The sequence below is a fragment of the Paenibacillus sp. GM2 genome (genome assembly GCF_900069005.2).
Taxonomy (GTDB): Bacteria; Bacillota; Bacilli; order Paenibacillales; family Paenibacillaceae; genus Fontibacillus.
In genome coordinates, this window is sequence record NZ_LN831279.1 from 3,156,540 (window position 1) to 3,179,697 (window position 23,158).

The following is a 23,158-nucleotide window of genomic DNA, read 5'->3' on the forward strand; positions in this document are numbered from 1 at the left end:
CACCCTTATGGAACTTCTATTTAAGTTGTATTCATCATTTTATTCTGCGCACTACTGTACGCAATTGTTCATCAGATCCGATCAGATCCGCGAATAATCTCCATGGACACCACCGCTCTTGGCCTGCAGCATTGTAGGTCCGATAACGATATCCTTTTGTAACGCTTTGCACATATCGTACACCGTTAGCGCTGCCGCTGATACGGCCGTAAGTGCTTCCATTTCTACCCCTGTTCTTCCTTCCGTTCTGACTGTAGCTTCTATATATAACTCATCCTGGTTGTTATCCGTAAAGACGATGTTCACTCCGGTAAGCATCAACGGGTGACACATCGGAATCCAATCAGACGTGCGCTTGGCCCCTTGAATACCGGCTACCTGGGCGACGGCAAGCACATCTCCCTTGCTGATCTTGCCTTCCTTGATGGCAGTCAGGGTCGCAGGTTCCATAAGCACCGTCGTCCGGGCCACGGCGACCCTCACTGTGGATTCCTTGGCCGAAATATCGACCATCCTCGCCCGGCCCTGTTCATTAAAGTGCGTCAGGGCTTGTCCTGATTCCGTTTCCATAAATGCGCTCACTACTCTCTATCATATATATATTATACCTGATGCTGTAAACAGCATATCCAGTCTAAAATCATGCTCTTCCATCGGAATCCGCCCCGGGATGATCTGCTCCTCAAGCGTCAGCGAGGCCTTAATAGGGATCAAACCCGTGCTCTGGATCGATGATATTTGTTCCATGAAGCCATCATAATACCCGCCCCCGAAGCCAATTCTCCCGCCACAGCGATCATAGGCAAGACCCGGAACGATAATGATGTCGATCTCTGTATAACGCAAGGTCGGCCACTGCGGCATATCCTCTCCCGGCTCGGCGATGCCCCATACTCCCGGGCTAAGATTATTAACATTACTCATTTCATGAAGCGTCAGCTTCCGTTCCTCGCTGATCACTTTAGGGACCAGTACCCGGTCACCCCGCTTCAGGCAAGTTTGAATCAAATGCAGCGTCTCGGGCTCGTCTCGAAATGATACGTAGCAGAACACATTCAGTCTTCCACCGCGGCTTTTTCTTAGGGGGGATAGCACCTCGTTCTCTGCCAGCAGACTGGCAACAATCGACTGTTCTCTGCGGGAAGCTGCAGAGACATTGGAGCGAATCACAGTCATTCTGCGACGCAGTTCTTTCTTTTGTGCGGATATATTTTGAGCTGAAGTATCCCTCACGACGCCTCTTCCCCTTTCTCGTCAAGAAGGATATATTTTATGTTTTGTCAAAAGTATATATTCTTCCTCCTAGTGTATCATTGTTAGCGTAAAATGAAAACCAAGCTTCTTTTCGCAAATAGCATGACAGCGATCATTAAAGTGCGGTGCATTTGCAGGGTTTTTCATGTACACTACAATATATAAGTAGTAGGTTTATTGGAAGAGATTCAAAAATGCGACACATCTCAAATGCTCGCTCAGCTCACTCAAGTACTAACCACAAGTTAATGCTTTCGAGGCCATTTCTACGAAAACGGATAGCTCCGCTCCTTACGCCCTGGCTACATCCCATTGAAGCGTTTGATAAAACGCATATGGGAAGCATAAGCTGCGGACTGAAAAGCGAAATTTTTGAACTCTAATGATTCGCTTAATCACACAAAACCTAATGCAGTAATTTCAGAACATACTTAGTAAATTCGTTGGAGGATCAAATTCATTATGTTGCTTCAAGCTGCAAATATCACGAAATTATTTGGCGTCACTCCGGTATTGGAGGGCATTAACCTGCAGATTCTGGAAAGAGAACGGATCGGGCTGGTCGGTGTTAATGGCGCAGGAAAATCTACATTGCTGCAAATCCTTGCAGAGGAAATATCTTATGATGGCGGGCAAATCTTTAAAGCCAAGGAGACGCGGATCGGTTATCTTGCTCAGAACAGCGGGCTACAATCCGACCGAACGATCTGGGAAGAAATGCTGAACGTGTTTGCCCCTTTATTAGAGACTGAGCGCGAGCTAAGAGACATGGAGGCGCAGATTGCCGACCCGGACGCGGCGGCTGATGAGAAGGCTTACCAGGAACTGCTTAACCGCTATGCGCTTAAATCGGACTGGTTCAAGGATAACGGCGGCTATGAGATTGAGACACGGATCCGCAGCGTATTATATGGGATGGGCTTCAGCAATTTCCCGTCCGATACGGTTATCTCCACCTTGAGCGGTGGACAGAAGACCCGACTTGCATTGGCAAGGATTCTGCTTCAGGCTCCGGACCTGCTAATGCTGGACGAACCTACAAACCATTTGGACATTCAGACCTTAACCTGGCTGGAGGATTACCTCCGGAACTATTCCGGGGCATTGCTGGTGGTCTCTCATGACCGTTATTTCCTGGATCGTCTGGTAACCACCATCGTCGAGATCGAACGGCATCAATCCACCCGATATACAGGCAACTATAGCCGCTATATTGAGCTTAAAGCAGCTGAATATGAGAGTCGCATGAAGCAGTATGAGAAGCAGCAGGACGAGATAGCCCGGATGGAGGATTTCATTCAGAAAAATCTTGTCCGCGCTTCAACAACCAAGCGGGCACAAAGCCGGCGCAAAGCGCTGGAGAAGATGGATCGAATTGAACGTCCGCTCGGCGATTTGAAGCGGGCCAGCTTCTCCTTCGAGGCGGAGATTCTGACGGGCAAGGATGTGCTGTATGTGGATCAACTGTCCTATGGCTATGATGACTCCAAAGCACCGTTATTCCAAAATGTATCCTTCTATCTGAATCGCGGTGAGACAGTAGCTCTAATCGGACCAAATGGGATCGGCAAATCCACCTTGCTGAAAATACTAACCGGCGATCTACGGCCTCGTTCAGGTTCGCTAACCTGGGGCTCCAAAGTCAAGATCGGTTACTACGACCAGGAGCAAACGCATCTTAATCGCGAGAATACTGTGCTGGAGGAAGTCTGGAGCGCATTTCCCCATATTGAAGAGGCTCGTATCCGTAGTGTGCTCGGCAATTTCCTGTTCAGCGGAGAGGACGTTCTGAAGAAAATCACCGCTTTGAGCGGTGGAGAGAAAGCTCGCGTTGCTCTGGCCAAGTTAATGCTGGAGAAAGCCAATGTCCTGATTCTTGACGAACCGACGAACCATCTGGACCTATTTAGCAAAGAGGTGCTGGAGTCGGCTCTGCTCGATTATGACGGTACACTGCTGTTCATTTCCCATGACCGCTACTTCTTAAATAAAATGGCTGAAAGAATCGTTGAACTCCATCCGAATGGAGCGCAGCATTTCCTGGGTAATTACGATGACTATTTAGAGAAGAAGCTGGAGCTGGAGGAAATGGCCGCAGAGAAAGCTGCTCTGGAGGCCGCCAAGCAAAAACCGGCTGAGCGTGCGAGCTTACAGGAGGATGACAACGCCGCAAAAGGAAAATCAGGGGCTGCATCTTATGAAGCGGATAAACAAGCGAAGCGCGAGGAGCGCAACCGGCAGCGCCGGCTTGAGCAGTTGGAAGAGCTCATTTCCAAGCTGGAGGGGGATATCGCCTTGCTTGAGCATGAGCTTACCCTTCCGGAAGTATATCAGGATTATACGGCAGTTCAGGAGCGGCAAACTGCTATCGATGAGCATAAGGCGCAATTGTCGGCTTGCTATGAGGAATGGGAGCAACTGATGGAGAATTAAGCAAAAGGTCGAATGAAAGCTTTGGTACTGAAAATGGGCCTTTTGAGATATGTGCTTTAAGATTTTCATAAAATCGTAAAAATTCCCTGATCACAGCCTTATCCACATGTGAATTGATAATAAATGTAAAAAAACGACCCCTCAGGTCGTTTTTTTACGCTTTAAAATAGGCTTTTCATGCAATTTCCCAAATTATCCACTAAGTTATGCACATTATCCACAGTTTTTCTGAAAAAATTATCCGACTTCCATTAAATAAATCTAATCCGTTGGCGTATAAGACTTTTTTTGATTTTCATTACAAAAATGCCCCATTAAGCCCTTTCCTTGTCCACATCTTGACAGCAACCCCGAAAACATGCTTTCCCTTAAATCGCCAGTACCTGCCATAAACACGTTCTTCGCTTCGCCTCTATTTTTCGCAATCTATCCCTTGAGCCGGATCAATTCTCGATCTTCACTTCGTTCTCCACCCGCTCTTTCAGATACGCTTCATTAACTTGTGGCAATACCGTCACAATCTGAATCGCCAAGCCAAGACCAATGTAGAAAAGATGGACAAGGGCAACGGCGTTCAGGATATAAGTCTCCACTGAGATCCAAATAATTAGAATAATCGAAATATACAAGGAGTAAGCCCAGGACCAATGTGATTTTTTAAATACATTTAAGCGATCGGCCCATTTGCATTCCCGTCTCGTCATTAATCCCCAGGCGACGACTAACGGAAAGATCCCCATGAACACCAAGAGAATGATTCCAGGAATAAGATAGTTGGGAAAAAGCTCAATTTGCATAATATCGGGGGGCATTCCCAGCAAGCTTCCGCTCGGTTCGATCACCAGTACCGCACCCCCAAACACTGCGCCTATTCCCAAAAATAAATGAAGACCAATCAATAGCCAGACTGAAAAAGTACGTTTTGATGCAGCTTTCACGTTCATCATCCCTTCGAATCATTTTTTGGAGGTTAGTATTAATTCTTGAATTCAGCCGGTCCTTCCGGTGCTTAAAGAGGTTTCGCCTATGAGCTCCGCTCCTCAGTCTCTAGCTTCATCCCATTGAAGCATTTAGAATAGAAACCCTAGCAAATCATAAGCTTCGCTGCTGAAAACCAGATTTTTGGAACACATGCTTTTGTAGTAAGCCTCTTCCTATAATTTTGTGACAATTTTCACTTATCAAGTCATTCTGTAGGATGCAGACGATATGTCGCTGCAAGATCCCAAGGATGTTTATTTCAATTTATCATATGTTGCAGATGGTGGGAATTGAAATTCATGCGGTATATGGATATGATAGAAAATTGAATGCAGTACTAACGTAATAATGGAGTCGCAAAATATGAATAAGAAATGGGGAAAATCGAGTGAGTGAAATCATCGGCGGTGTTTCGCATATCGATTGCGATGAATTGCAGCATATACTTCAAAATTCAAATAATAAAACTTTAGTTATTGATGTGCGTGAGCCCGAGGAGTACATCGCCGGGCATATTCCGGGCATCCCGCTGATTCCGATGAATGAGATTCCTGATTATATCGGAGATTTCGATATGGACCGAGAATATGTATTCGTATGCCGCAGCGGAGGAAGGAGCTATCAAGTCGCCAGATACTTCCAACAGAACGGATTTGATAAAGTCCATAACTATAGCGGCGGGATGCTGGAATGGGACTATGATATAGCAGAAGGTCCGGAGAACATCATTCAGGAGTTCGATCCAGCCCGACTTGAGCGAAAATAAATGCAAACATGGATTGGATTGTCTCAAGACCTCGCCCAATTGCGAGGTCTTGAATCGATTAGCATTATCACTTCTTGCGATGAATCGGCAGCCACGCTGCCCCATAATCAACCAGCTGCTTCTGTGGAATCAGCATCGCCTCTGCACCACCGATCATGCCGCGCTTGACCAGGCCGGTCTCCCGCTCAAAATCGTCGCCAATAGCTGCAAAATCTGATGAATCATATTCAATGTCCTTAAACTGAACCCAAAGCCTGCTCCCCTCCCTCTTGATCGGCGCCTGATTGATGATCTCCCTTTTGGTCTCATAATCCGCCCGAATCTCCGATAGATGCAGCGAAGTATTGCTGCCATTCCCCACGCCAAGCAACAGAACATATCCTGCCAGCTCGTAGACCCTTGCCAGAGGTGATTGTTCTCCCAAGCCGTATTCCAAAGAATGGTTTCCGGCAATATACGCGGCTTTGTCTCCCCATGCAGCAAAGGAGGTCTGTGGGTGACTGCTGCGAATAACAGAATCCTGCTTGCGGAACATCTCCGGTATAACCCCCATCCCCCATAACGGTGTAAGATTCACATCATAAGCCGGCATCTGTTCACGAATGGTCTCCCACCATTCCTTCGGAACCGGCGGATTCTCCCATCCGGCAGGATCGCTCAGATCCCCGGAATGAGTTGGCATAACCACGTTCCCTTCCTTGCCAACCGCCGCTTCCAGGGCCAGAATGACCGCAGGCGGGCCTCCGACAACAAAGGGACCTATTGCTTTAAAAGAAGAATGCAGAATCACCGTCATTCCCGGACATACTCCCAGGCGGATAAGATCAGACTTCAGTGTCTCAACCGTAATTAAGCTCCCCTTTACTTCTTCCATACCTTCCAACCTCTTTTCTATACTAACGATCCTAAAGAGCATTTCACTCGACTGCCTTATCAGTACAATCTCTTAATTTAACTTATATACCTGCTCTACTCCCCTATTACAACATAAAATAGCCGACAAAATAACCCCACCTCGTTCAACAAGATGAATAAGATGGAGACCTCCAACAAATGATAAAGGCAAACATCTGACAATTTTCGCACACAGCAGGGATTTGGAAAGTTTTGACGAATGATAACTATAGTTCGTGCTCAAAAAGGTCGATTTGCCGCAGCTTAGGTTTTCGAATGTGCCAAAATGCTTCAGTTAGATGAAGCCAGGGACGTTTTTTTGAATACCTCTATTCGTTTGTCGTCAAGAAATTTAGGTCCCATAGAATGATCATCTATTCGTTCAGGAGGATTTCATGAAATTCAGATTCAAACCGACCAACAAGCGATTTACTATTCTGATCGTGCCGGAAGGCACCAGTCCGGTATTTCGCTTCAAATTAAAATTATCTCTTCTGCTGACCTCAGTCGTAGCAGTTGGAAGCATGGCCGTACTGCTCCTCGTTCTGTTCATCGTGAACCGCAATCACTCCGATCGGATTGCCTCTCTGCAAGCAGAGCTCTCTCTATCCAACGATCAGCTTCAAAGCACGATAGATAATAAGGAACAGAATGTCGATAAGCTATTATCGGAATTGCTCGAATTATCGGAGAAATCCAAAGATATCGAGAGTAAGATCAACGAGCTGGAAAAGATAGAATCCGAACTGAAATCTTTGGGCGGAATGTCCGGATTATCTTCCGATTTGACCGCATTGCTGCCACTTTCTGATGGCGGAATCGGTGGTGAAGACATTCCACTAACAGAGGATGAGATTGTCTCTTTAGCCGCAGAAACGAAGGATAACCTGTCAGCAACCCTGGATAAAATGCCTAATCTGCAAGCCAAGCTTGATCAGACTAAGGGGAATTTGCAGAAGTACAAGCAATGGCTGAAGATTTTACCGACTTATTGGCCGACGACATCTGTGCGAACTACCTCGGATTTTGGCAAAAGAATAGACCCCTTTAACGGCAAGATCACTTTACATAACGGACTCGATATCGGAGGGGATGTAGGCGATCCGATTTACGCGGCTGCCGACGGGAAAGTGACGGATACCGGTTATAGCCCGGCGCGCGGGAATTATGTAACCCTATCGCATCCGTCAGGCACGGAATCGATCTATATGCATCTGAAGCGATCACTGGCTAACAAGGGAGACAATGTGAAGCAAGGCGATCTGATTGGAGAATTGGGCAACACAGGTCGAAGTACCGGACCACATCTTCATTTTCAAGTTATGAAGAATGGAACTGCTGTCGATCCATTGCTCTACTTAAAAATTCCTGGAGAGGATGATAGAAATTAATGCTGCGGAATAAAGCCACAAAAATTGACCCTAACTCAACGGATACGCTAATCGGGGAGGGCAGCGTATTTGAAGGAAAGCTGAAATCCAGCGCCAGCGTGCGCATTGAAGGACAGATGGTCGGGGATGTAGAATGCGGCGGGGACGTTACCATCGGAGAGAAAGGCGTTGTTGAGTCCAGCCTGATCAGCGCCCGGAATGTGACGATCGCCGGTCAAGTGAACGGCAACATCCAGGCCAGCAACAAGCTGACAATCACGTCCAAGGGCAAGCTGTACGGCAACATTGCCGCGGCTTCGCTAGCCATTGAAGAAGGCAGCCTATTCGAGGGAACCAGCCGGATGGGGAACTCGCCGGATATCACCCTGGCCATGAACGAAGCGGCAGCTTCTTCCGAATAGAGCTTGTAACTATAGTAATTATAAAAAAGGCTGCAACCTGGTTACACCGGGTATGCAGCCTTTATCTGTTACACTTCCAGCAGCCATTCCTCCAAAGACAAGGAGGGATCGGCTTTTAATTCAAGATCGGAGAACTTGCTCTCCTTCCACTTCAGATAAGCAGCGGCGCCAATCATAGCGGCATTATCCGTACAATATTTAAACGGCGGAATGATTAGTGAAATCTGCTCACGCTCACAACGCTCCGAGAGGCTTGCCCGCAGACCGCGGTTAGCTGCAACCCCCCCGCAGAGGAGAAGCTGCTTCGCGCCTGTAGAACGAATTGCGCGGATCGCTTTCTCTACCAGCACCTCGATGACCGACTCCTGAAAACCGCGGGCAATCGCGGGCTGATAGCCCTCTTCCCCCCGCATCTTATGCTGATTCACCGCATTAAGCACGGCCGACTTCAACCCGCTGAAGCTGAAATCATAGGAATCCGGCTCCAGCCAGGCTCTTGGCAGCTCCTCGCTCTGTTCAGCCTCGAGCGCCAGCTTATCAACATGCGGCCCGCCTGGATACGGAAAGCCCAGCGCTCGTGCTACCTTGTCATACGCTTCGCCAACGGCATCATCCCGAGTCTGGCCAATCAGCTTGAAGCAGCCCTCCTGCTCCATCAGCACCAGCTCCGTATGACCACCCGACACGACGAGGGCGACGCAAGGATATTCAACCGGCTGGACCAACCGGTTGGCATAAATATGCCCGGCGATATGATGCGTGCCGATCAGCGGCTTGTCGAGAGCGAAGGCCAGGCTTTTCGCAGCCATAATCCCTACGAGTAGAGCACCCACTAATCCGGGTCCTTCGGTCACCGCAATAGCGCTCAGTTCCTCCGGCTTGATATTGGCCTGGCGAATCGCTTCGTCCAGCATTAGCGTAATATTCTCCACATGCTTACGTGAGGCGACCTCAGGTACGACCCCGCCAAACGCCTTATGCGTCTCAATCTGACTGGCGATCAGATTCGACAGAACCTCTGTGCCATTTTTGACAACTGCGGCAGAAGTCTCATCACAGCTTGTCTCTACCGCTAATATATAGCAATCTTGATTTACCAAGTTCCTCTCTTCCTCTCTGTTCCTCGGTTCAGCCCTGCTGTACCCGTACCGGCAAGTCGCACCACATAATCAGTGCATCCTCATGGTTGTCCGAGTAATAATCCTTACGCTTCCCCGTAGGGACAAATCCCATTTTACTGTAGAGCGACTGTGCCACATAATTCGAGACTCTGACTTCCAGCGTCATGCGAACCATCCCCAGCTCAACAGCCCAATCCATCACTTCTCGCAGCAGACGCTCACCGAGATGATGGCCGCGCAGAGCCGTTCTTACAGCTATATTGGTTATATGTGCTTCATCCACGATCGTCCACATACCACAATACCCAACCGGCTTGCCTTCAACCTCCATAACAAGATACCGGGCAAAATGATTCATCGTCATCTCATTGCGGAATGCCGTCTCACTCCAGGGTAAGGAAAAGGACTCGTGTTCAATGATCATAATGTCAGGTATATCATCCAATGTCATAGGGCGAAATACGATATTGCCAAGTTCGGCGTCTTTTATAGACCGCATGAATGGTCTCCTCCTCTATGCATTGCGAAGCCGCTTTGCTTCCGCTTCTGCAAGCTGGGTATAGTTCGGTTCAATGGCATGAACATTATCACCTGCGCCGCTCCGGCTCCGAGCCGTTCCGGCGATTCCCATCCAGATTCCTTCCAATTCATAGGAAACAATATGAAGACGGTCCCCCATCAGAGGGCGCAAAGCTTCGGCAGCCGCTTCATGCAGTGCAATATCCCCAACGATCCAGATCCCTTCCGGTCTGTCCTCCGGCGTGTACGCTTGCAGCAGCTCGGCAATTTGTTCTACCCAGCGGTCCATAAGCCGGATGCCATCCTGCTCCAGTCGGTGAGCCAGCGTGTTGTCTTGAGCTGAGAATAACGCTGTATAGACTTGTCCACGCCGCGCATCTACGAGCGGAATAATCCAATGCTCTCCCGCACCAACGGTGGTCCCTGCAGCCGGGATGGATTCCGCGGCAGCCGCCGCCGCCACTGAACTTTCCCTTAGTGCGTACGCTCCTAGTGCCGCTGTATCTTGTCCTGTCTCCGTGGCCCAGGCTCCCAGCGCCGTCGCCTCCAGACTGGAAATGCCAAACAGCGGGATCTGCAAGGCCCAGGCCAGCGTCTTGGCTGTCGTCACCGCAATCCGAATTCCTGTATAAGAGCCGGGACCTACGCCAACAGCGATGCCATCAAGCTCCTGCTTTGTTATGCCTGCCGCTTTAAGGGCCTTCTCAATTGCAGTGACCAAATAAGCTGAATGATTGCGTTCCGCATGTATATTTTGCTCCGCCAGCAGCTGGCCATTCTCCATAACCGCTACAGCCAGCGAAGAAGTGGAAGTGTCAAACGCCAATAGCCGCTGCTGCGGCCGATTACCGTCTATATTCATGGTTCAAGGACTCCATTCTCTGTCAAAGTGTTAATCCAATCGTCATAGGGCTGACCCTGGGCCTTCAGATATATTCTCCGCTCTGTTCCGGACAAGGTCTCCAAATAAAGGTGCAACAGATTTTGCGGCAAAATATCCGTAATGAGACTGGCCCATTCCACCAAGGTGACGCCCTGCCCATAGAAATATTCGTCCAGGCCAAGCTCCTCGGCTTCGTCCAGCGACAACCGATATACGTCCATATGATAAAAAGGCAGCCGCCCCTTATATTCCTTGATCAAGGTGAAGGTTGGGCTGTTCACCGTTCCCTTGACACCCAGATGCTTCGCGAACAATTGCGAAAAAGCCGTCTTCCCGGCCCCAAGATCCCCGTCGAGGGCGATAACCGTTCCCGCCAAGGCTTGTCCCGCCAGAAAAGCAGCCAGCTTCTCTGTACCGGCAAGGTCTTTTATCTCAAATACGAGCTTTGCCGACAATTTATCGAAATCCATATGTTGACCACCCTCATCTACAGCATTCGCCAGCAAGATTCTTCAAATCAAAAATCTACAGATAACTATATAATTGGACTTTATTGGCCATCCTAAAAGAAAACCGTCAGTTCCTGTCATATAAAATGCGTTCTAAATCATTATATAGGTCTGTCAAGACAGCCGCAACACGGAAGCGATGGGAGTAACAGAATTATCCAAGGCGGATCAAGAGTTGCAGGGGAAGATTCACTGCCGAATGACTCCTGCCGATCTTCGCGTTAGATAGAGAATTTATAAGTCACAGCTACACTGATGAAATGTTATATCGCAAAATCGCAAGTAGACCTGACGATGAATCGCGGTCACCCATCCTTGGATGAACTTCGAATTAGTGTTCTGATCAAATTAGGCTTTGTGCCAACCAACCTCTAATAAAGAAAGGGAGTGCCCAGATGCATACCGTTTGGAAAGGTGCCATCAGCTTCGGCCTGGTCCATGTACCGGTAAAAATGTTTTCGGCTACAGAAGACAAGGATATATCCATGAAATACATTCATAAAGTGTGCGGCAGCCCGATTTCCTATGTGCGCCGTTGTCCCGCCTGTGATGTGGATGTGACTTGGGATGATATTTCCAGAGGTTATGAGTATGAGAAAGGCAAATACGTGCTCTTCTCCAAGGAGGAGCTTGACCAATTATCCGCACAGACGGAGAAGACGATCACCATTCTCGATTTTGTTGATTTAACAGAGATCGATCCGATCTATTTTCAGAAGACCTACTATTTATCGCCCGACCAGGCAGGAGGCAACGCCTATCGGCTGCTGCTCGAAGCGATGCGGGATTCCGGCAAGATCGGAATCGCCAAGATCGCCATTCGCTCCAAGGGCAGCCTGGCAGCCATCCGGGTAATGGAGGATTGCCTGGTCATCGAGACGATTTTCTATCCGGATGAGATCCGTCCTGTATCGCAAGTTCCAAATTTACCGCAGGGCGCCAATGTGAACGACAAGGAGCTGACGATGGCCAAGCTGTTGATCGAGCAGTTGTCCACTCCCTTCGAACCGCAGAAGTATACCGATGATTACCGGGAGAATCTCCTGACCCTGATTCAGCAGAAGATTGCCGGAGAAGAGATCAGCCTGGCTCCAGCTAAGCCGGAGGCCAATGTGATCGATCTGATGGCCGCGCTTCAAGCAAGCATCGAAGCGGTTAAAGCTCCGATCGTCACCGATCCAGGCGAGACCAAGACGAAGCGAAGCTCAACCAGAAAGAAGAAGGAAGCCGCGGCGGAGACAGAAGCGCCAGCCGAGACGAACGAAGCCACGCCTGCCGCAGTAACCAAGCCCAAGCGCAAGACTTCCAGCAAAACAGCCAAGAAGACGATCTCATGAAGCCATTCACCTGTATTAGTCATATTTGCTGAGTGAATACACAGGTCTCCGGCGGAACGTCAGCCCAGCCTTGAAGAACAGGATGCCGCAGCGTTCCACCGGGGGTCCACTCCGCAAATTGCACCTTAACCGTTCGCTGAGGCTCCATCCATACCGCGCCCTTCACCTTCCCTGGAGGTGCGGAAAAGGGGGCGGCAAATGGTTGTTTTGCTATTGCCAATCTGTACGAGTCCTCTGTAATGCGGGAGAGATCCTCTCCCTTCCATTTTCCGGGGCCGACGTTTCCGATATAGATCAGATTTCCTTGCTCGTCATATAAGCCCAGCAGTAAAGAATTAACGATCTCGTCGCGATACGTTACCCCGCCGATCACTGCGTATAAGTCATAGGTCAGCTTCATCTTGCGCCAACGGTCATCCTTGCCGCCAATCGCATAACTGCTGTCAATCTGCTTACAGACGATACCTTCCCATTGACGCTCTTTCATTACAGCATAGAGGCCTTCGGCATGGTCCACATTCGGGACAAGTTGTACGCGTGTACTTGGCAGTACATATTCCTGCAGCAGCTGCTGCCGCTTTACGAGCGGCTGGTCCGTAACCCAGCTGCCGTTGCAATACAAAATATCAAATATCATATAGACGACGGAAATCCTGGGAACTGCAAAAGCAATTTCCTGCTCCCGACGAAGGCTGTCCCGCTTCATAATTTCATGGAAAGAAGGTTTACCCTCTGCAATGGCGATCATCTCTCCATCCAAAATAGCCGATTCCGCCCGGCAATATTCCGACGGGTTCATGAACTCCGGATATTGCAGCGAACGTTCATTTCCGCGGCGATTCATGAGGCGCACCTGCCCTTTATCGATATAGGCCAGCATCCGCACTCCATCCCATTTGACCTGGGCAATCCATTGCTTTCCTTGTGGAAATTCAAAGACGCGGATCGGTTCAAACGGTACGACTGGCGTAAATTCCATGGTCCATCCTTCTCCTATTCACAGCCCGCCATTAACTAGGCACTGGCAAGACTAATATTACGAACTCATCCTCTTATAGTTCTCGTATAACAAGGTTAGCCTAATCTGTAATCAGCTCTTCTCTAATCTCAACTCTTGAAAGGAGTATCCCCAATGGCACGATCGATCAAAGGCACGATCCGGATTGAAGGCGAGGAAGTAACCATTACGAATCCGGACAAGCTGCTCTGGCCGGAATCCGGCATTACCAAACAGCAATATTTACAGCGGCTGGCCGAGCTGGCCCCTTATTTGCTCCGCTATTGCCGCAACCGGTTCTTAACAACAATCCGATATCCCGGCGGCATCCATAGCAAATTTTTCTATCAAAAAAATGCTCCCGAGCCACTGCCGGATTTCGTCAGAACCGCCCAGCATGAGGATATCAACTATATTGTGCTCGACAATCTGCCCACTTTACTCTGGCTTGGCAATTTGGCGGCGATTGAATTCCATCCTTCATTGCATTATGTAGGGGACACTCTGCCTTGCGAATGGATGATTGATCTCGATCCAAGCCAGGATGATGAGCCGCGGATTATGGAAGCTGCCGCTTATGTTGGCGACATCCTCGCTTCTCTTGGCATCTCTTCCGTCCCCAAGACGTCGGGCGCTACTGGCGTTCAGATCATTATTCCAATTGAATACGGCGTTACTTTTGATCAGCTGCGCTCTATCGGTCAATTCGTAGCCCGCTACGCTACGGAGAAATATCCATCCTTCTTCACCATTGAACGGCTGAAAAAGGATCGCGAGGGCAAAATTTATTTCGATTATCTCCAGCATTATAGTGGAAAGACCTTAGCTGCCCCCTACACCCCACGTGCACGGCAAGCTGCCAGTGTATCAACGCCATTAACCTGGGATGAGGTGCGCAAGAATCCCCATCCCTCTGAATTCAATCTGCTGAACATCGGTGAAAGACTGCAGCAGAGAGGAGATTTGCTGCAAGAAGTGAAGCCGCAATCGCTAGAGCTGATCTTGCGGCATTTACAGTCCAAGGCTTAGGAACACTACGGAATACGGCGTTAACCACATTTTCACATAAGAACGCCCATCTTCCACTCAGCCTTTTCCACTTTGCCTCACGTTTATTCGTTACAGAAGGCATTGAGAGGAGAGAGTGAGAGGTAATCGGTGCATGAAAACTGCATTTCTGCAGGAATTACTAGTCTAATACGAGTTCAAAATTTATCTGAACTAACGGAGTCCGGATCGATTTCATCGGGGCTATTCAGCAAATTTAAGGTTTTTCGATATATCAGACAAGGCAGTTTTTTGACATGATTTAAGAGATAAAGGAATAGATAAAGTATATAAGCGCGTTTTCCATATGAGCTCTATTAACCGTGATCAGAACAGAAGTACGTAGTACTACTTCTAGTGTGAGAGGAAAGGAGTTGCCATGAGAAGTGCCACCTTACCGAACCCCAATCGGATGACCTTGCTCGTCCTGCGAGAAGCAGGACAGCCTGCCAAGCAAATGCATATGTCAAAGCCGCTCATCATTGCCGTTCCGCTGGTCGCCATTCTATCGATATCGGGCCTGATTATAAGCCTGCAGCTGCAATCCAACCAGACGATTGCGAGGCTTGAAGACCAATTGCAGTCGCAGAATCTCAAGTTCGAAGCCGTCGTCTCTGACAAAAATGCGGCCATCGAGAGACTTCAGAATGAAGTAATCTCGCTTTCCAGCCAATCACAGGACATGATGAATCGAATGGAGCGAGTTGCCGAGCTGGAGGATCAGCTGCAGAAATTTATTGAGAAGTACGGAGAGTCGGACTCAAGTGCTCTTAGCAATCTATCCGCCCTGTCACTGAAAGGACTTGATGTTGACGACCCTAACGCGCAGATGGGGGTGGGGGGAGAATTTATCGCCGTCCATGAGAATGAGATTGAACAATTGGCGGAGCATACGAAGGATCAATTTCTTGAAATGAACGCCATGCTGGACGAGATGGAGAAGAATGTGCCCCTGACCTTGAAAAAGGCGAAGCAAACCCAGTACTCTCTATCAGGGACTCCATCAGAATGGCCTACTTTATCAAAGCGGCTTACCTCTAATTTCGGCTACCGTACCGATCCGTTCACCGGCCGCGCCTCCTTCCATGCCGGCATCGATATCGGCGCCAAGCAAGGCGATCCGGTATATGCCGCGGCGGCAGGCGAAGTTATTACAACAGCGCAGGACAATTCGCACGGCAAATACATCATTATCCAGCATCCTGGAGGACTGCAAAGCTGGTACCTTCATCTGAGCAAGATCAGCATCTCTGAGGGAGATTTCATCAAGAAGGGGCAGACGATCGGCAAAGTTGGCAGTACCGGGCGCAGCACCGGGCCTCATTTGCATTTCGAGATTGTGAAGAATGGCAAAACGGTGGATCCTTTGCCATATCTGCAATGATTTATTATTAGAGGTTGTTCAAATGGTCCAACCCATCTTTTTGAGCACTCATAATAGCGAACGGAGGAATAAATATGCGGAGGAAAAATGCACGGGCACACGGCCTGACCGACACCCTGATTGGCCAAGGCAGCATGGCCGAGGGGAAGATACAATGCGAATCCAATGTTCGCATTGATGGGGCCTTTCACGGGGAGATCGATTGTAAAGGTCAGGTCATCGTCGGAGAATCGGGCGAAGCCAGATCAAGTATTATAGGGGCAAATATCATCGTAGCGGGCCATGTCGTCGGCGATATATCTACCAAGGGCAAATTGACGATTACGAGCAGCGGGCAGGTCGACGGCAATGTCAGCGTCTCTAAGCTGATTATTCTCGAAGGCGGCCTTCTAAATGGCGTTAGCACCATGGAGAAAATCAAAGCTGTGGCCCCGATCAAGGAAAAAGCGCAAAAAACACCACAGCCCGAAGTGGGGTAATTCATAGTGAAGAATCAAAAATAGTTCCCGTCTGCCTGGCAAACGGGAACTTGTTTTTTTATGCAGCTACATCCCGCTTGTTGAATACCAGCCAGGATATTACCAGAAATAACAGGACGTAACAGGTTAGCACGGTAATGGAGAAACCCAGGGTCATTCCGGCTACCCCTTCTTGTCCGCCTCGATACTGGCTTAGATCCATGTTAACGAACAAGGTATATTTGGCCCATGGATAACGAACGGGATTGAAGAGCATCGTGAAGATGCCTCCGGTGAACAGAATGAACATAGACAAGCCAATCGCGATTCCGCTGGAACGAAACACCGTAGATATCATGAACGAAAACAAGGTAATAACCAGCAGATCTATATATCTGTAGAGCATATCCTCCAGCAAGTATACGAACGGACTTCCGTTATCCGAGAACACCATCGATGTCTTAACCGGGTACATCGCATAAGAGATCAGCAGCGAGCTCAAGAAGAACAGTACCGTAATAAGCAGGGTAAACAGGATTAAGGCCAACAGCTTCGAAGCGAGCACCTTGGTGCGGGTCCATGGGCGGATCAACAACAGCTTGATCGTTCCCCAGGTAAATTCTCCAGCTACAATATCAGCAGCAACAACAGAAGCGAAGATCGTGACTAGATAAAATAGAAAAGAAAGCTGGCCCGTCGCATCCCAAGCGCTTATCGTTGAACCGCCTCCGCCCAAACGGAACAGTATCGCGAAAAACAGCACCATTAGCACAATGATCCCGAACATAATCCAGGTTCGGACACGCCGATATATTTTCATATTTTCGTTCTGAATCAGGTTCATGAAATTATTCAATGCCCACACCCCCTGTCAGCTCGATAAATTGGTCCTCCAGCGTTCGCGTCACGACTCGGATGCGGTATACCAAGATTCCCGCACGCACCAGCTGCTCATTAATGACAGCCGCCGCATTCCGGTCCAGCTCAAGCAGCAGACCGCCATCCACAACCTGGCCCTGGCCGATTAATTCCCAGGCCCGCTGCGGATCGCTAACCTCGAACACCGTCTGCTTCCGCTCATTCTCCAGCTTGTCCTGATCATGCAGCTGTCTTACATCGATCAGCCGCCCCTGTTGAATAACAGCAACGGTATCGCACATCAGCTCCATCTCGGACAACAGGTGACTGGAGACGAATACGGTCGTCCCTTCCTTCTCGGCCAGCTGGCGCAAATAACTGCGCAGCTCGCGAATTCCTTGCGGATCAAGCCCATTCGTTGGCTCATCCAGGACAAGCAGCCTGGGCCGATGCAATATCGCCTGAGCCACGCCGAGACGCTGGCGCATCCCGAGCGAATAGGTTTTCACCTTGTCATGAATCCGCTGCTCCAAGCCCACCAGTTCAACAACCTCAGCAATTCGCTGCTTCGTCACTCCAGGCGACATCCGCGCATAATGCAGCAGATTGTGATAACCGCTTAGAAACTTATACATTTCCGGATTCTCTACAATAGCCCCCACATGGGAGATTGCCAGCTCGAATTGATCCGATACGCTGGCCCCCCGGATTTCAATATCCCCTTCGGTGATTGACATCAATCCAACCATCATCCGAATGGTCGTCGTCTTGCCCGCGCCGTTTGGTCCGAGAAATCCGTACACCTGGCCCGGGGGAATATCAAGTGTTAATTTATCGATAATCGTCTTGCCACCAATTCGTTTGCTGACCTGCTTCAGCCGAACAACCGGCTCAAAATCCAACAAAGCTCTAACCTCCCAACACTCCACGCAGCAATATCCACCTTCGCGAAGTTAAAGATTTCCCTCATTTTACCACAGAATGCAATTTTCATTAAAATAAACGACAAAAGACCTGAACTTGTTACAACATTCAGGTCTTTTGCTCTTGTCGCTTTTCCGGCTTATTCGATTTTGGCACTCCGATTGTCTGCTACAAGCCCTAACTAGATTTACCTGGCTTTACCCGAATTCATCCGGATTCATCTGGATACCTAGCTTTGCTAGCCTTATCTAGGATTTTAGCGATCCATTAGCAACAGTTACACCAGCTCCAGGCCGGGCCATTTCCCGTGAATTCGCTTCGAAAGCGGCCAGCAGCGCTGCTTCTCCCTGCAAGCCCAGCTCCTCCGCCTTGCGGATCTGTTCCAGCATCCGTTTATAGTCCCGGGGAATGACGCGGACGAATCTTGGAAGCATTTCAGGCCAGCAATCCAGTATGCGCCTTCCTACCGTGCTATCCGTGTATAACACATGACGAAGGATCCAGGTGCGCAGCTGCTCAGCTTCTACCTCGGACTCTACCTGCTCCAGCAGCACCATCTCTTGGTTGCATTGCTGCTGGAAGCTGCCGTGTATATCCAGCACATAAGCAATGCCTCCGGACATGCCGGCTGCAAAGTTGCGGCCCGTATCGCCGAGAATAACGACCCGGCCTCCGGTCATATATTCACAGCCATGATCACCGACCCCTTCAACAACCACATGGGCACCGGAATTACGAACTGCAAACCGTTCTCCAGCGATACCACGGATATATGCTTCTCCGCTTGTTGCACCATAAAAGGAAGTGTTGCCGATAATGACGTTCTCCTCTGCGGCAAAGGTCGCGGATCGGGAAGGTTTGACGATAATCTTCCCCCCCGAGAGTCCCTTCCCGGTGTAATCATTCGCATCGCCTTCGACCGTAATAGTAATCCCCCGTGGCATAAATGCCCCCAGACTTTGTCCGGCTGAGCCTTCAAAGTTCAGCGTGATCGTATCGTCCGGCAAGCCGTCCGCGCCATACCGACGCGTAACCTCACTGCCCAATAATGTTCCGGTCGCCCGATTTACATTGCAGATCGGCAGCGAGATGCTTACGGCCTCGCCGCGATCTAAAGCTGGCGCAGCTTGCTTCAGCAGCTCTACAGCATCAAGCGTCTCCTCCAAACCATGATTCTGATCACGTGTATGGCGACGTCTGTTCTCTTCCTCTATCACAGGCGTATGCAATAATGAGCTTAAATCAAGCCCGCTCCTCTTCCAATGCTGATCTGCTTTCCCTGTATCCAGACAGTCCGTACGGCCGATCATCTCATCCAGCCTGCGGAAGCCCAGCTCGGCCATCCACTCGCGCAGATCCTCGGCAATAAAGGTCATGAAGTTCACCACATGCTGCGGATCGCCAGTGAAGTTCTTGCGCAGCTCCGGATTCTGCGTCGCTACCCCAACCGGGCAAGTATCGAGCTGGCAGACGCGCATCATGATACAACCGACGGAGACGAGCGGAGCTGTGGAGAAGCCATACTCCTCTGCGCCAAGCAGCGCAGCGACAGCCAAATCACGGCCGGTCAGCATTTTGCCATCCGTCTCGAGCACGACCCGATCGCGCAAGTGATTCAGCATCAGCGTCTGATGCGTCTCGGCCAGGCCAAGCTCCCACGGCAAGCCTGCATGACGGATCGAGCTTTGCGGCGATGCGCCGGTTCCCCCGTCATAACCACTGACCAGAATAACATCGGCGCGGCCCTTGGCAACCCCCGCAGCGATCGTGCCTACGCCAACCTCAGAGACAAGCTTGACATTAATGCGGGCGCGCGGGTTCGCATTCTTCAGATCATAGATCAGTTCAGCCAGATCCTCGATCGAGTAAATATCGTGATGCGGTGGCGGCGAGATGAGGCCAACGCCCGGCGTTGAGCCGCGAACCTCGGCAACCCATGGATAGACCTTGTTGCCCGGCAGCTGACCACCTTCTCCCGGCTTGGCTCCCTGGGCCATCTTGATCTGGATCTCATCCGCATTAACCAGATATTGCGAAGTAACGCCGAAGCGGCCCGAAGCCACCTGCTTGATTGCACTGCGGCGCGAGTCCCCGTTCGCATCCTTCACATAGCGAGCGGAGTTCTCTCCGCCTTCACCGGAATTGCTCTTGCCCCCGATGCGGTTCATCGCGACAGCGATCGTCTCATGCGCCTCCTTGCTGATCGAGCCAAATGACATCGCTCCGGTCTTGAACCTGCGCATGATCGAGGCCGCGGACTCAACCTCCTCCAGCGGCACCTTTGGTCCAACCGGCTGCAAGCGAAGCAAGGAACGCAGCGTATAACGCTGCTCGTTCTCTCCTTGCACAAGCCCGGCAAATTTCTTATACAGACTATAATCCCCGCTGCGTACAGCCTGCTGCAGCAGATGAATGGTCTGCGGGTTGAACAGATGCTCCTCGCCTTCGTTGCGCCACTGATATTGCCCACCGGAATCCAGCACTTTCTCCTGGTCTTCTTGCGCTGCGGAGAAAGCTTGTTGATGCGAAGCCAGGGTCTCAATAGCGACCTCCTTCAAACCAATCCCCTCAATCCGGGTTGGCGTCCGGGTGAAGTAACGATCGATAAATTGTTGATTCAATCCTACGGCCTCGAAGATTTGCGCACCTCGATAGGACTGAATCGTAGAGATGCCCATTTTGGACAATATTTTGATGACGCCTTTGTTCACAGCTTTCCTATAGTTCACTTCTGCCCGGCTAATAGAAACGCCACGCAACGTGCCCCCGTTGATCATATCCCTTAAGCTGGCCAAGGCGAGATACGGATTTACGGCATTTGCTCCATAGCCTATCAATAACGCGAAATGATGCACCTCTCTGGGCTCGCCGGACTCCAGCACAATGCTGGCCTGCGTACGCGTTCCCTGCAAGATCAGATGATGATGCAGGCAGGATACGGCAAGCAAGGCCGGGATTGCCGCATTGTCAGCGTCCACCTTACGATCTGACAAGATCAGTATCGATTTGCCTTGAGCAATCGCTTGATCCGCCGCGAAGCAGAGATCATCCAGCGCTTGCTCAATTCCGGCAACTCCCTTGGTAGCGGAGAATAAGATCGGCAGCACGGCGGACTTTAATCCCTTCCGCTTCACATAGCGCAGCTTGGCTAGCTCTTCATCGGACAGAAACGGCGATGAGAGAGCAATCTGCCGGCAGCTCTCCGGCCGAGGGTGCAGTAAATCCTGCTCCGGCCCGATCAGCGTCATCGCCGAAGTAACAAGCTCCTCGCGAATGGCATCCATCGGCGGATTTGTCACCTGAGCGAACATTTGCTTGAAGTAATTGTACAAGCGCTGGGGACGCTCCGACAGTACAGCAAGCGGTGCATCATAGCCCATGGACACGAGGCCTTCGCTTCCCGTCAGCGCCATAGGCTCCAGCACTTTACGCAGGTCCTCGTAGGAATACCCGAAGGCTACTTGTCTATTTCTGATCTCTTCATGAGACAGTTCCGACATAGTAGAAGCCTCCGGCAGCTCCTGCAGGGTGATCCGATGCTCGGCAAGCCATCTGTCATAAGGCTGCTCCTGAGCGACCTGTGCCTTTACTTCCTCGTCCGCTATAATTCTTCCTTCCTTTGTATCCACGAGCAGCATCCGACCCGGACGCAGTCGATCTTTATAGAGGATGTCCTCCGCCGGAATATCCAGCACCCCCACCTCGGAAGACAATATAATCAAGTCATCCTTGGTTACATAATAGCGGGATGGTCTCAGTCCATTGCGATCCAGGATTGCCCCGATCTGAATCCCATCCGTGAAGCCCATAGCTGCCGGCCCATCCCAAGGCTCCATCAAGGAGCTATGATAGTCATAAAAGGCCCGGCGCGCCGGCTCCATCTCCGCATGATTGTCCCAAGGTTCCGGAACCATCATCATCGCCACATGCGGCAAAGAACGGCCGCTCAAGTACAGAAATTCAAAGGTGTTATCAAACATTGCTGTGTCCGACCCGTCCGGATTAATGACCGGCTTGATCTTCTCCAGATCGCTGCCGAACACTTCGCTCTCGAACAGCGACTGGCGCGCATGCATCCAGTTCACATTTCCCTGCAGGGTATTAATCTCGCCGTTATGGATCATAAAGCGATATGGATGGGCCCGTTCCCAGCTCGGGAACGTGTTCGTGCTGAAGCGGGAATGCACCAATGCCATCGCCGATTCTACCGTTTCATCCTGTAGGTCCAGGTAGAATTGCCCCACCTGCTCCGTTGTCAGCATCCCTTTATAGACAAGTTTGCGGCATGACAAGCTGGATACATAAAATGAATTCTCCCCCGTATCATCCGCGTAACGAATCGACAGCTCCGCACGGCGACGAATGACATACAATTTACGTTCAAAAGCCAGTTCATCCTCCACATCTGCGCTGCGGCCAATAAACACTTGCCGTACATAAGGCTTGGCGGCCTTAGCTGATTTCCCCAGCATATCGTCATTTGTTGGCACATCGCGAAAGCCCAGAACTCTCTGACCTTCCTCTTCAACGATATGAGTGAGGGCAGCCTCCTGAGCAGCACGCTCTTTAGCAAGCTGTGACAGGAACAGCATCCCGACCCCATATTCCCCGCACCCCGGAAGCTCGAAGCCCAGCTTCAAAGCCTCCCGCGCCAGAAATCGGTGGGGAATTTGCACTAATATACCAGCGCCGTCTCCCGAATTCGGCTCGCTGCCCTGTCCGCCGCGATGCTCCATTTTCGTCAACATGGTGAGCGCCTGAGCAACGATTGAATGCGAGGCTTTTCCCTTGATATGTGCGACAAAGCCCATGCCGCAAGCATCCTTTTCAAATGCGGGATCATATAGTCCCTGCCGAGGCGGTATAACAGTATGTCTATTTGTCATCATCAGCGCAACCTTTCTATATCTTCTCCGTAGGTTTATTCTAACGGAAATCGGCTTCACTGTTTTTGCACTATCTCCTCTTTCTTTTGTACTATCACTTATAAATTTCAAAAAG

The 23,158-nt window shown here is 50.1% G+C and carries 20 protein-coding genes; 8 read left to right on the forward strand and 12 right to left on the reverse strand.

What is annotated here, in order from left to right:
* Positions 1-81 precede the first annotated feature (81 nt).
* Both moaC and BN1360_RS23970 read right to left on the reverse strand, forming a co-directional pair.
* A complete protein-coding gene (moaC, locus tag BN1360_RS23965) occupies positions 82-570 on the reverse strand; it encodes a cyclic pyranopterin monophosphate synthase MoaC (RefSeq protein WP_068782342.1) in 489 nt (162 codons plus the stop codon).
* Between the two features lie 21 nt (positions 571-591).
* A complete protein-coding gene (locus BN1360_RS23970) occupies positions 592-1,233 on the reverse strand; it encodes a 5-formyltetrahydrofolate cyclo-ligase (protein ID WP_229521096.1) in 642 nt (213 codons plus the stop codon).
* 483 nt (positions 1,234-1,716) lie between these two features.
* On the opposite strand from BN1360_RS23970, the gene BN1360_RS23975 reads away from it, so the two are divergent.
* Entirely contained in the window at positions 1,717-3,687 is a 1,971-nt protein-coding gene (locus BN1360_RS23975; protein ID WP_068782343.1) for an ABC-F family ATP-binding cassette domain-containing protein, read from the forward strand.
* A 443-nt stretch (positions 3,688-4,130) separates the two neighbouring features.
* Here the strand turns inward: BN1360_RS23975 and BN1360_RS23980 are convergent, their stop codons facing one another.
* A complete protein-coding gene (locus BN1360_RS23980; protein WP_229521149.1) occupies positions 4,131-4,631 on the reverse strand; it encodes a hypothetical protein in 501 nt (166 codons plus the stop codon).
* A gap of 425 nt (positions 4,632-5,056) precedes the next feature.
* Between BN1360_RS23980 and BN1360_RS23985 the strand changes: the two genes are divergently transcribed.
* On the forward strand, positions 5,057-5,434 hold the full coding sequence (locus BN1360_RS23985) for a rhodanese-like domain-containing protein (protein ID WP_068782345.1): 378 nt from the start codon (positions 5,057-5,059) through the stop codon (positions 5,432-5,434).
* A 67-nt stretch (positions 5,435-5,501) separates the two neighbouring features.
* Here BN1360_RS23985 and BN1360_RS23990 read toward each other — a convergent pair whose 3' ends face one another.
* Positions 5,502-6,308, reverse strand: a complete 807-nt coding sequence (locus tag BN1360_RS23990; RefSeq protein WP_068782346.1) for an AAC(3) family N-acetyltransferase — start codon at positions 6,306-6,308, stop codon at positions 5,502-5,504.
* Positions 6,309-6,723: 415 nt separating this feature from the next.
* Between BN1360_RS23990 and BN1360_RS23995 the strand changes: the two genes are divergently transcribed.
* Positions 6,724-7,719: a M23 family metallopeptidase gene (locus BN1360_RS23995; protein ID WP_068782347.1), complete on the forward strand. Its 996-nt coding sequence runs from the start codon at positions 6,724-6,726 to the stop codon at positions 7,717-7,719.
* Positions 7,719-8,120, forward strand: coding sequence for a bactofilin family protein (locus BN1360_RS24000; protein ID WP_068782348.1), 402 nt, complete (start codon positions 7,719-7,721; stop codon positions 8,118-8,120). Before BN1360_RS23995 ends, BN1360_RS24000 begins: the two co-directional genes overlap by 1 nt.
* Before the next feature lie 68 nt (positions 8,121-8,188).
* Here the strand turns inward: BN1360_RS24000 and tsaD are convergent, their stop codons facing one another.
* The 4 genes from tsaD to tsaE are packed head-to-tail and all read right to left on the reverse strand — an operon-like array spanning position 8,189 to position 11,113.
* Entirely contained in the window at positions 8,189-9,220 is a 1,032-nt protein-coding gene (tsaD, locus tag BN1360_RS24005) for a tRNA (adenosine(37)-N6)-threonylcarbamoyltransferase complex transferase subunit TsaD (RefSeq protein WP_068782349.1), read from the reverse strand.
* Positions 9,221-9,248: 28 nt separating this feature from the next.
* Complete coding sequence (rimI, locus tag BN1360_RS24010; protein WP_068782350.1) at positions 9,249-9,740, reverse strand: ribosomal protein S18-alanine N-acetyltransferase; 492 nt, start codon at positions 9,738-9,740, stop codon at positions 9,249-9,251.
* Positions 9,741-9,755: 15 nt separating this feature from the next.
* A complete protein-coding gene (tsaB, locus tag BN1360_RS24015; protein WP_068782351.1) occupies positions 9,756-10,622 on the reverse strand; it encodes a tRNA (adenosine(37)-N6)-threonylcarbamoyltransferase complex dimerization subunit type 1 TsaB in 867 nt (288 codons plus the stop codon).
* On the reverse strand, positions 10,619-11,113 hold the full coding sequence (tsaE, locus tag BN1360_RS24020) for a tRNA (adenosine(37)-N6)-threonylcarbamoyltransferase complex ATPase subunit type 1 TsaE (RefSeq protein ID WP_068782352.1): 495 nt from the start codon (positions 11,111-11,113) through the stop codon (positions 10,619-10,621). Before tsaE ends, tsaB begins: the two co-directional genes overlap by 4 nt.
* Before the next feature lie 434 nt (positions 11,114-11,547).
* On the opposite strand from tsaE, the gene ku reads away from it, so the two are divergent.
* Positions 11,548-12,489, forward strand: a complete 942-nt coding sequence (gene ku, locus BN1360_RS24025; protein ID WP_068782353.1) for a non-homologous end joining protein Ku — start codon at positions 11,548-11,550, stop codon at positions 12,487-12,489.
* Between the two features lie 19 nt (positions 12,490-12,508).
* Here ku and BN1360_RS24030 read toward each other — a convergent pair whose 3' ends face one another.
* Entirely contained in the window at positions 12,509-13,468 is a 960-nt protein-coding gene (locus tag BN1360_RS24030; RefSeq protein WP_068782354.1) for an ATP-dependent DNA ligase, read from the reverse strand.
* Positions 13,469-13,621: 153 nt separating this feature from the next.
* On the opposite strand from BN1360_RS24030, the gene ligD reads away from it, so the two are divergent.
* The 3 genes from ligD (at position 13,622) to BN1360_RS24045 (ending at position 16,396) form a co-directional block, all read left to right on the forward strand.
* Positions 13,622-14,515 carry a non-homologous end-joining DNA ligase gene (gene ligD / locus BN1360_RS24035; protein WP_068782355.1) on the forward strand — a complete coding sequence of 298 codons (894 nt, stop codon included), beginning with the start codon at positions 13,622-13,624 and terminating at the stop codon, positions 14,513-14,515.
* Between the two features lie 397 nt (positions 14,516-14,912).
* Positions 14,913-15,917, forward strand: coding sequence for a M23 family metallopeptidase (locus tag BN1360_RS24040; RefSeq protein ID WP_068782356.1), 1,005 nt, complete (start codon positions 14,913-14,915; stop codon positions 15,915-15,917).
* 74 nt (positions 15,918-15,991) lie between these two features.
* Complete coding sequence (locus BN1360_RS24045; protein ID WP_068782357.1) at positions 15,992-16,396, forward strand: bactofilin family protein; 405 nt, start codon at positions 15,992-15,994, stop codon at positions 16,394-16,396.
* Between the two features lie 58 nt (positions 16,397-16,454).
* Here the strand turns inward: BN1360_RS24045 and BN1360_RS24050 are convergent, their stop codons facing one another.
* The 3 genes from BN1360_RS24050 to gltB all read right to left on the reverse strand — a co-directional run bounded on the left by BN1360_RS24050 (position 16,455) and on the right by gltB (position 23,043).
* Positions 16,455-17,231: an ABC transporter permease gene (locus tag BN1360_RS24050; protein WP_068782358.1), complete on the reverse strand. Its 777-nt coding sequence runs from the start codon at positions 17,229-17,231 to the stop codon at positions 16,455-16,457.
* Positions 17,224-18,135 carry an ABC transporter ATP-binding protein gene (locus BN1360_RS24055; RefSeq protein WP_148466651.1) on the reverse strand — a complete coding sequence of 304 codons (912 nt, stop codon included), beginning with the start codon at positions 18,133-18,135 and terminating at the stop codon, positions 17,224-17,226. The genes BN1360_RS24050 and BN1360_RS24055 overlap by 8 nt, the downstream gene beginning before the upstream one ends.
* Positions 18,136-18,405: 270 nt before the next feature.
* Entirely contained in the window at positions 18,406-23,043 is a 4,638-nt protein-coding gene (gene gltB / locus BN1360_RS24060; protein WP_420707924.1) for a glutamate synthase large subunit, read from the reverse strand.
* Between the last annotated feature and the right edge of the window lie 115 nt (positions 23,044-23,158).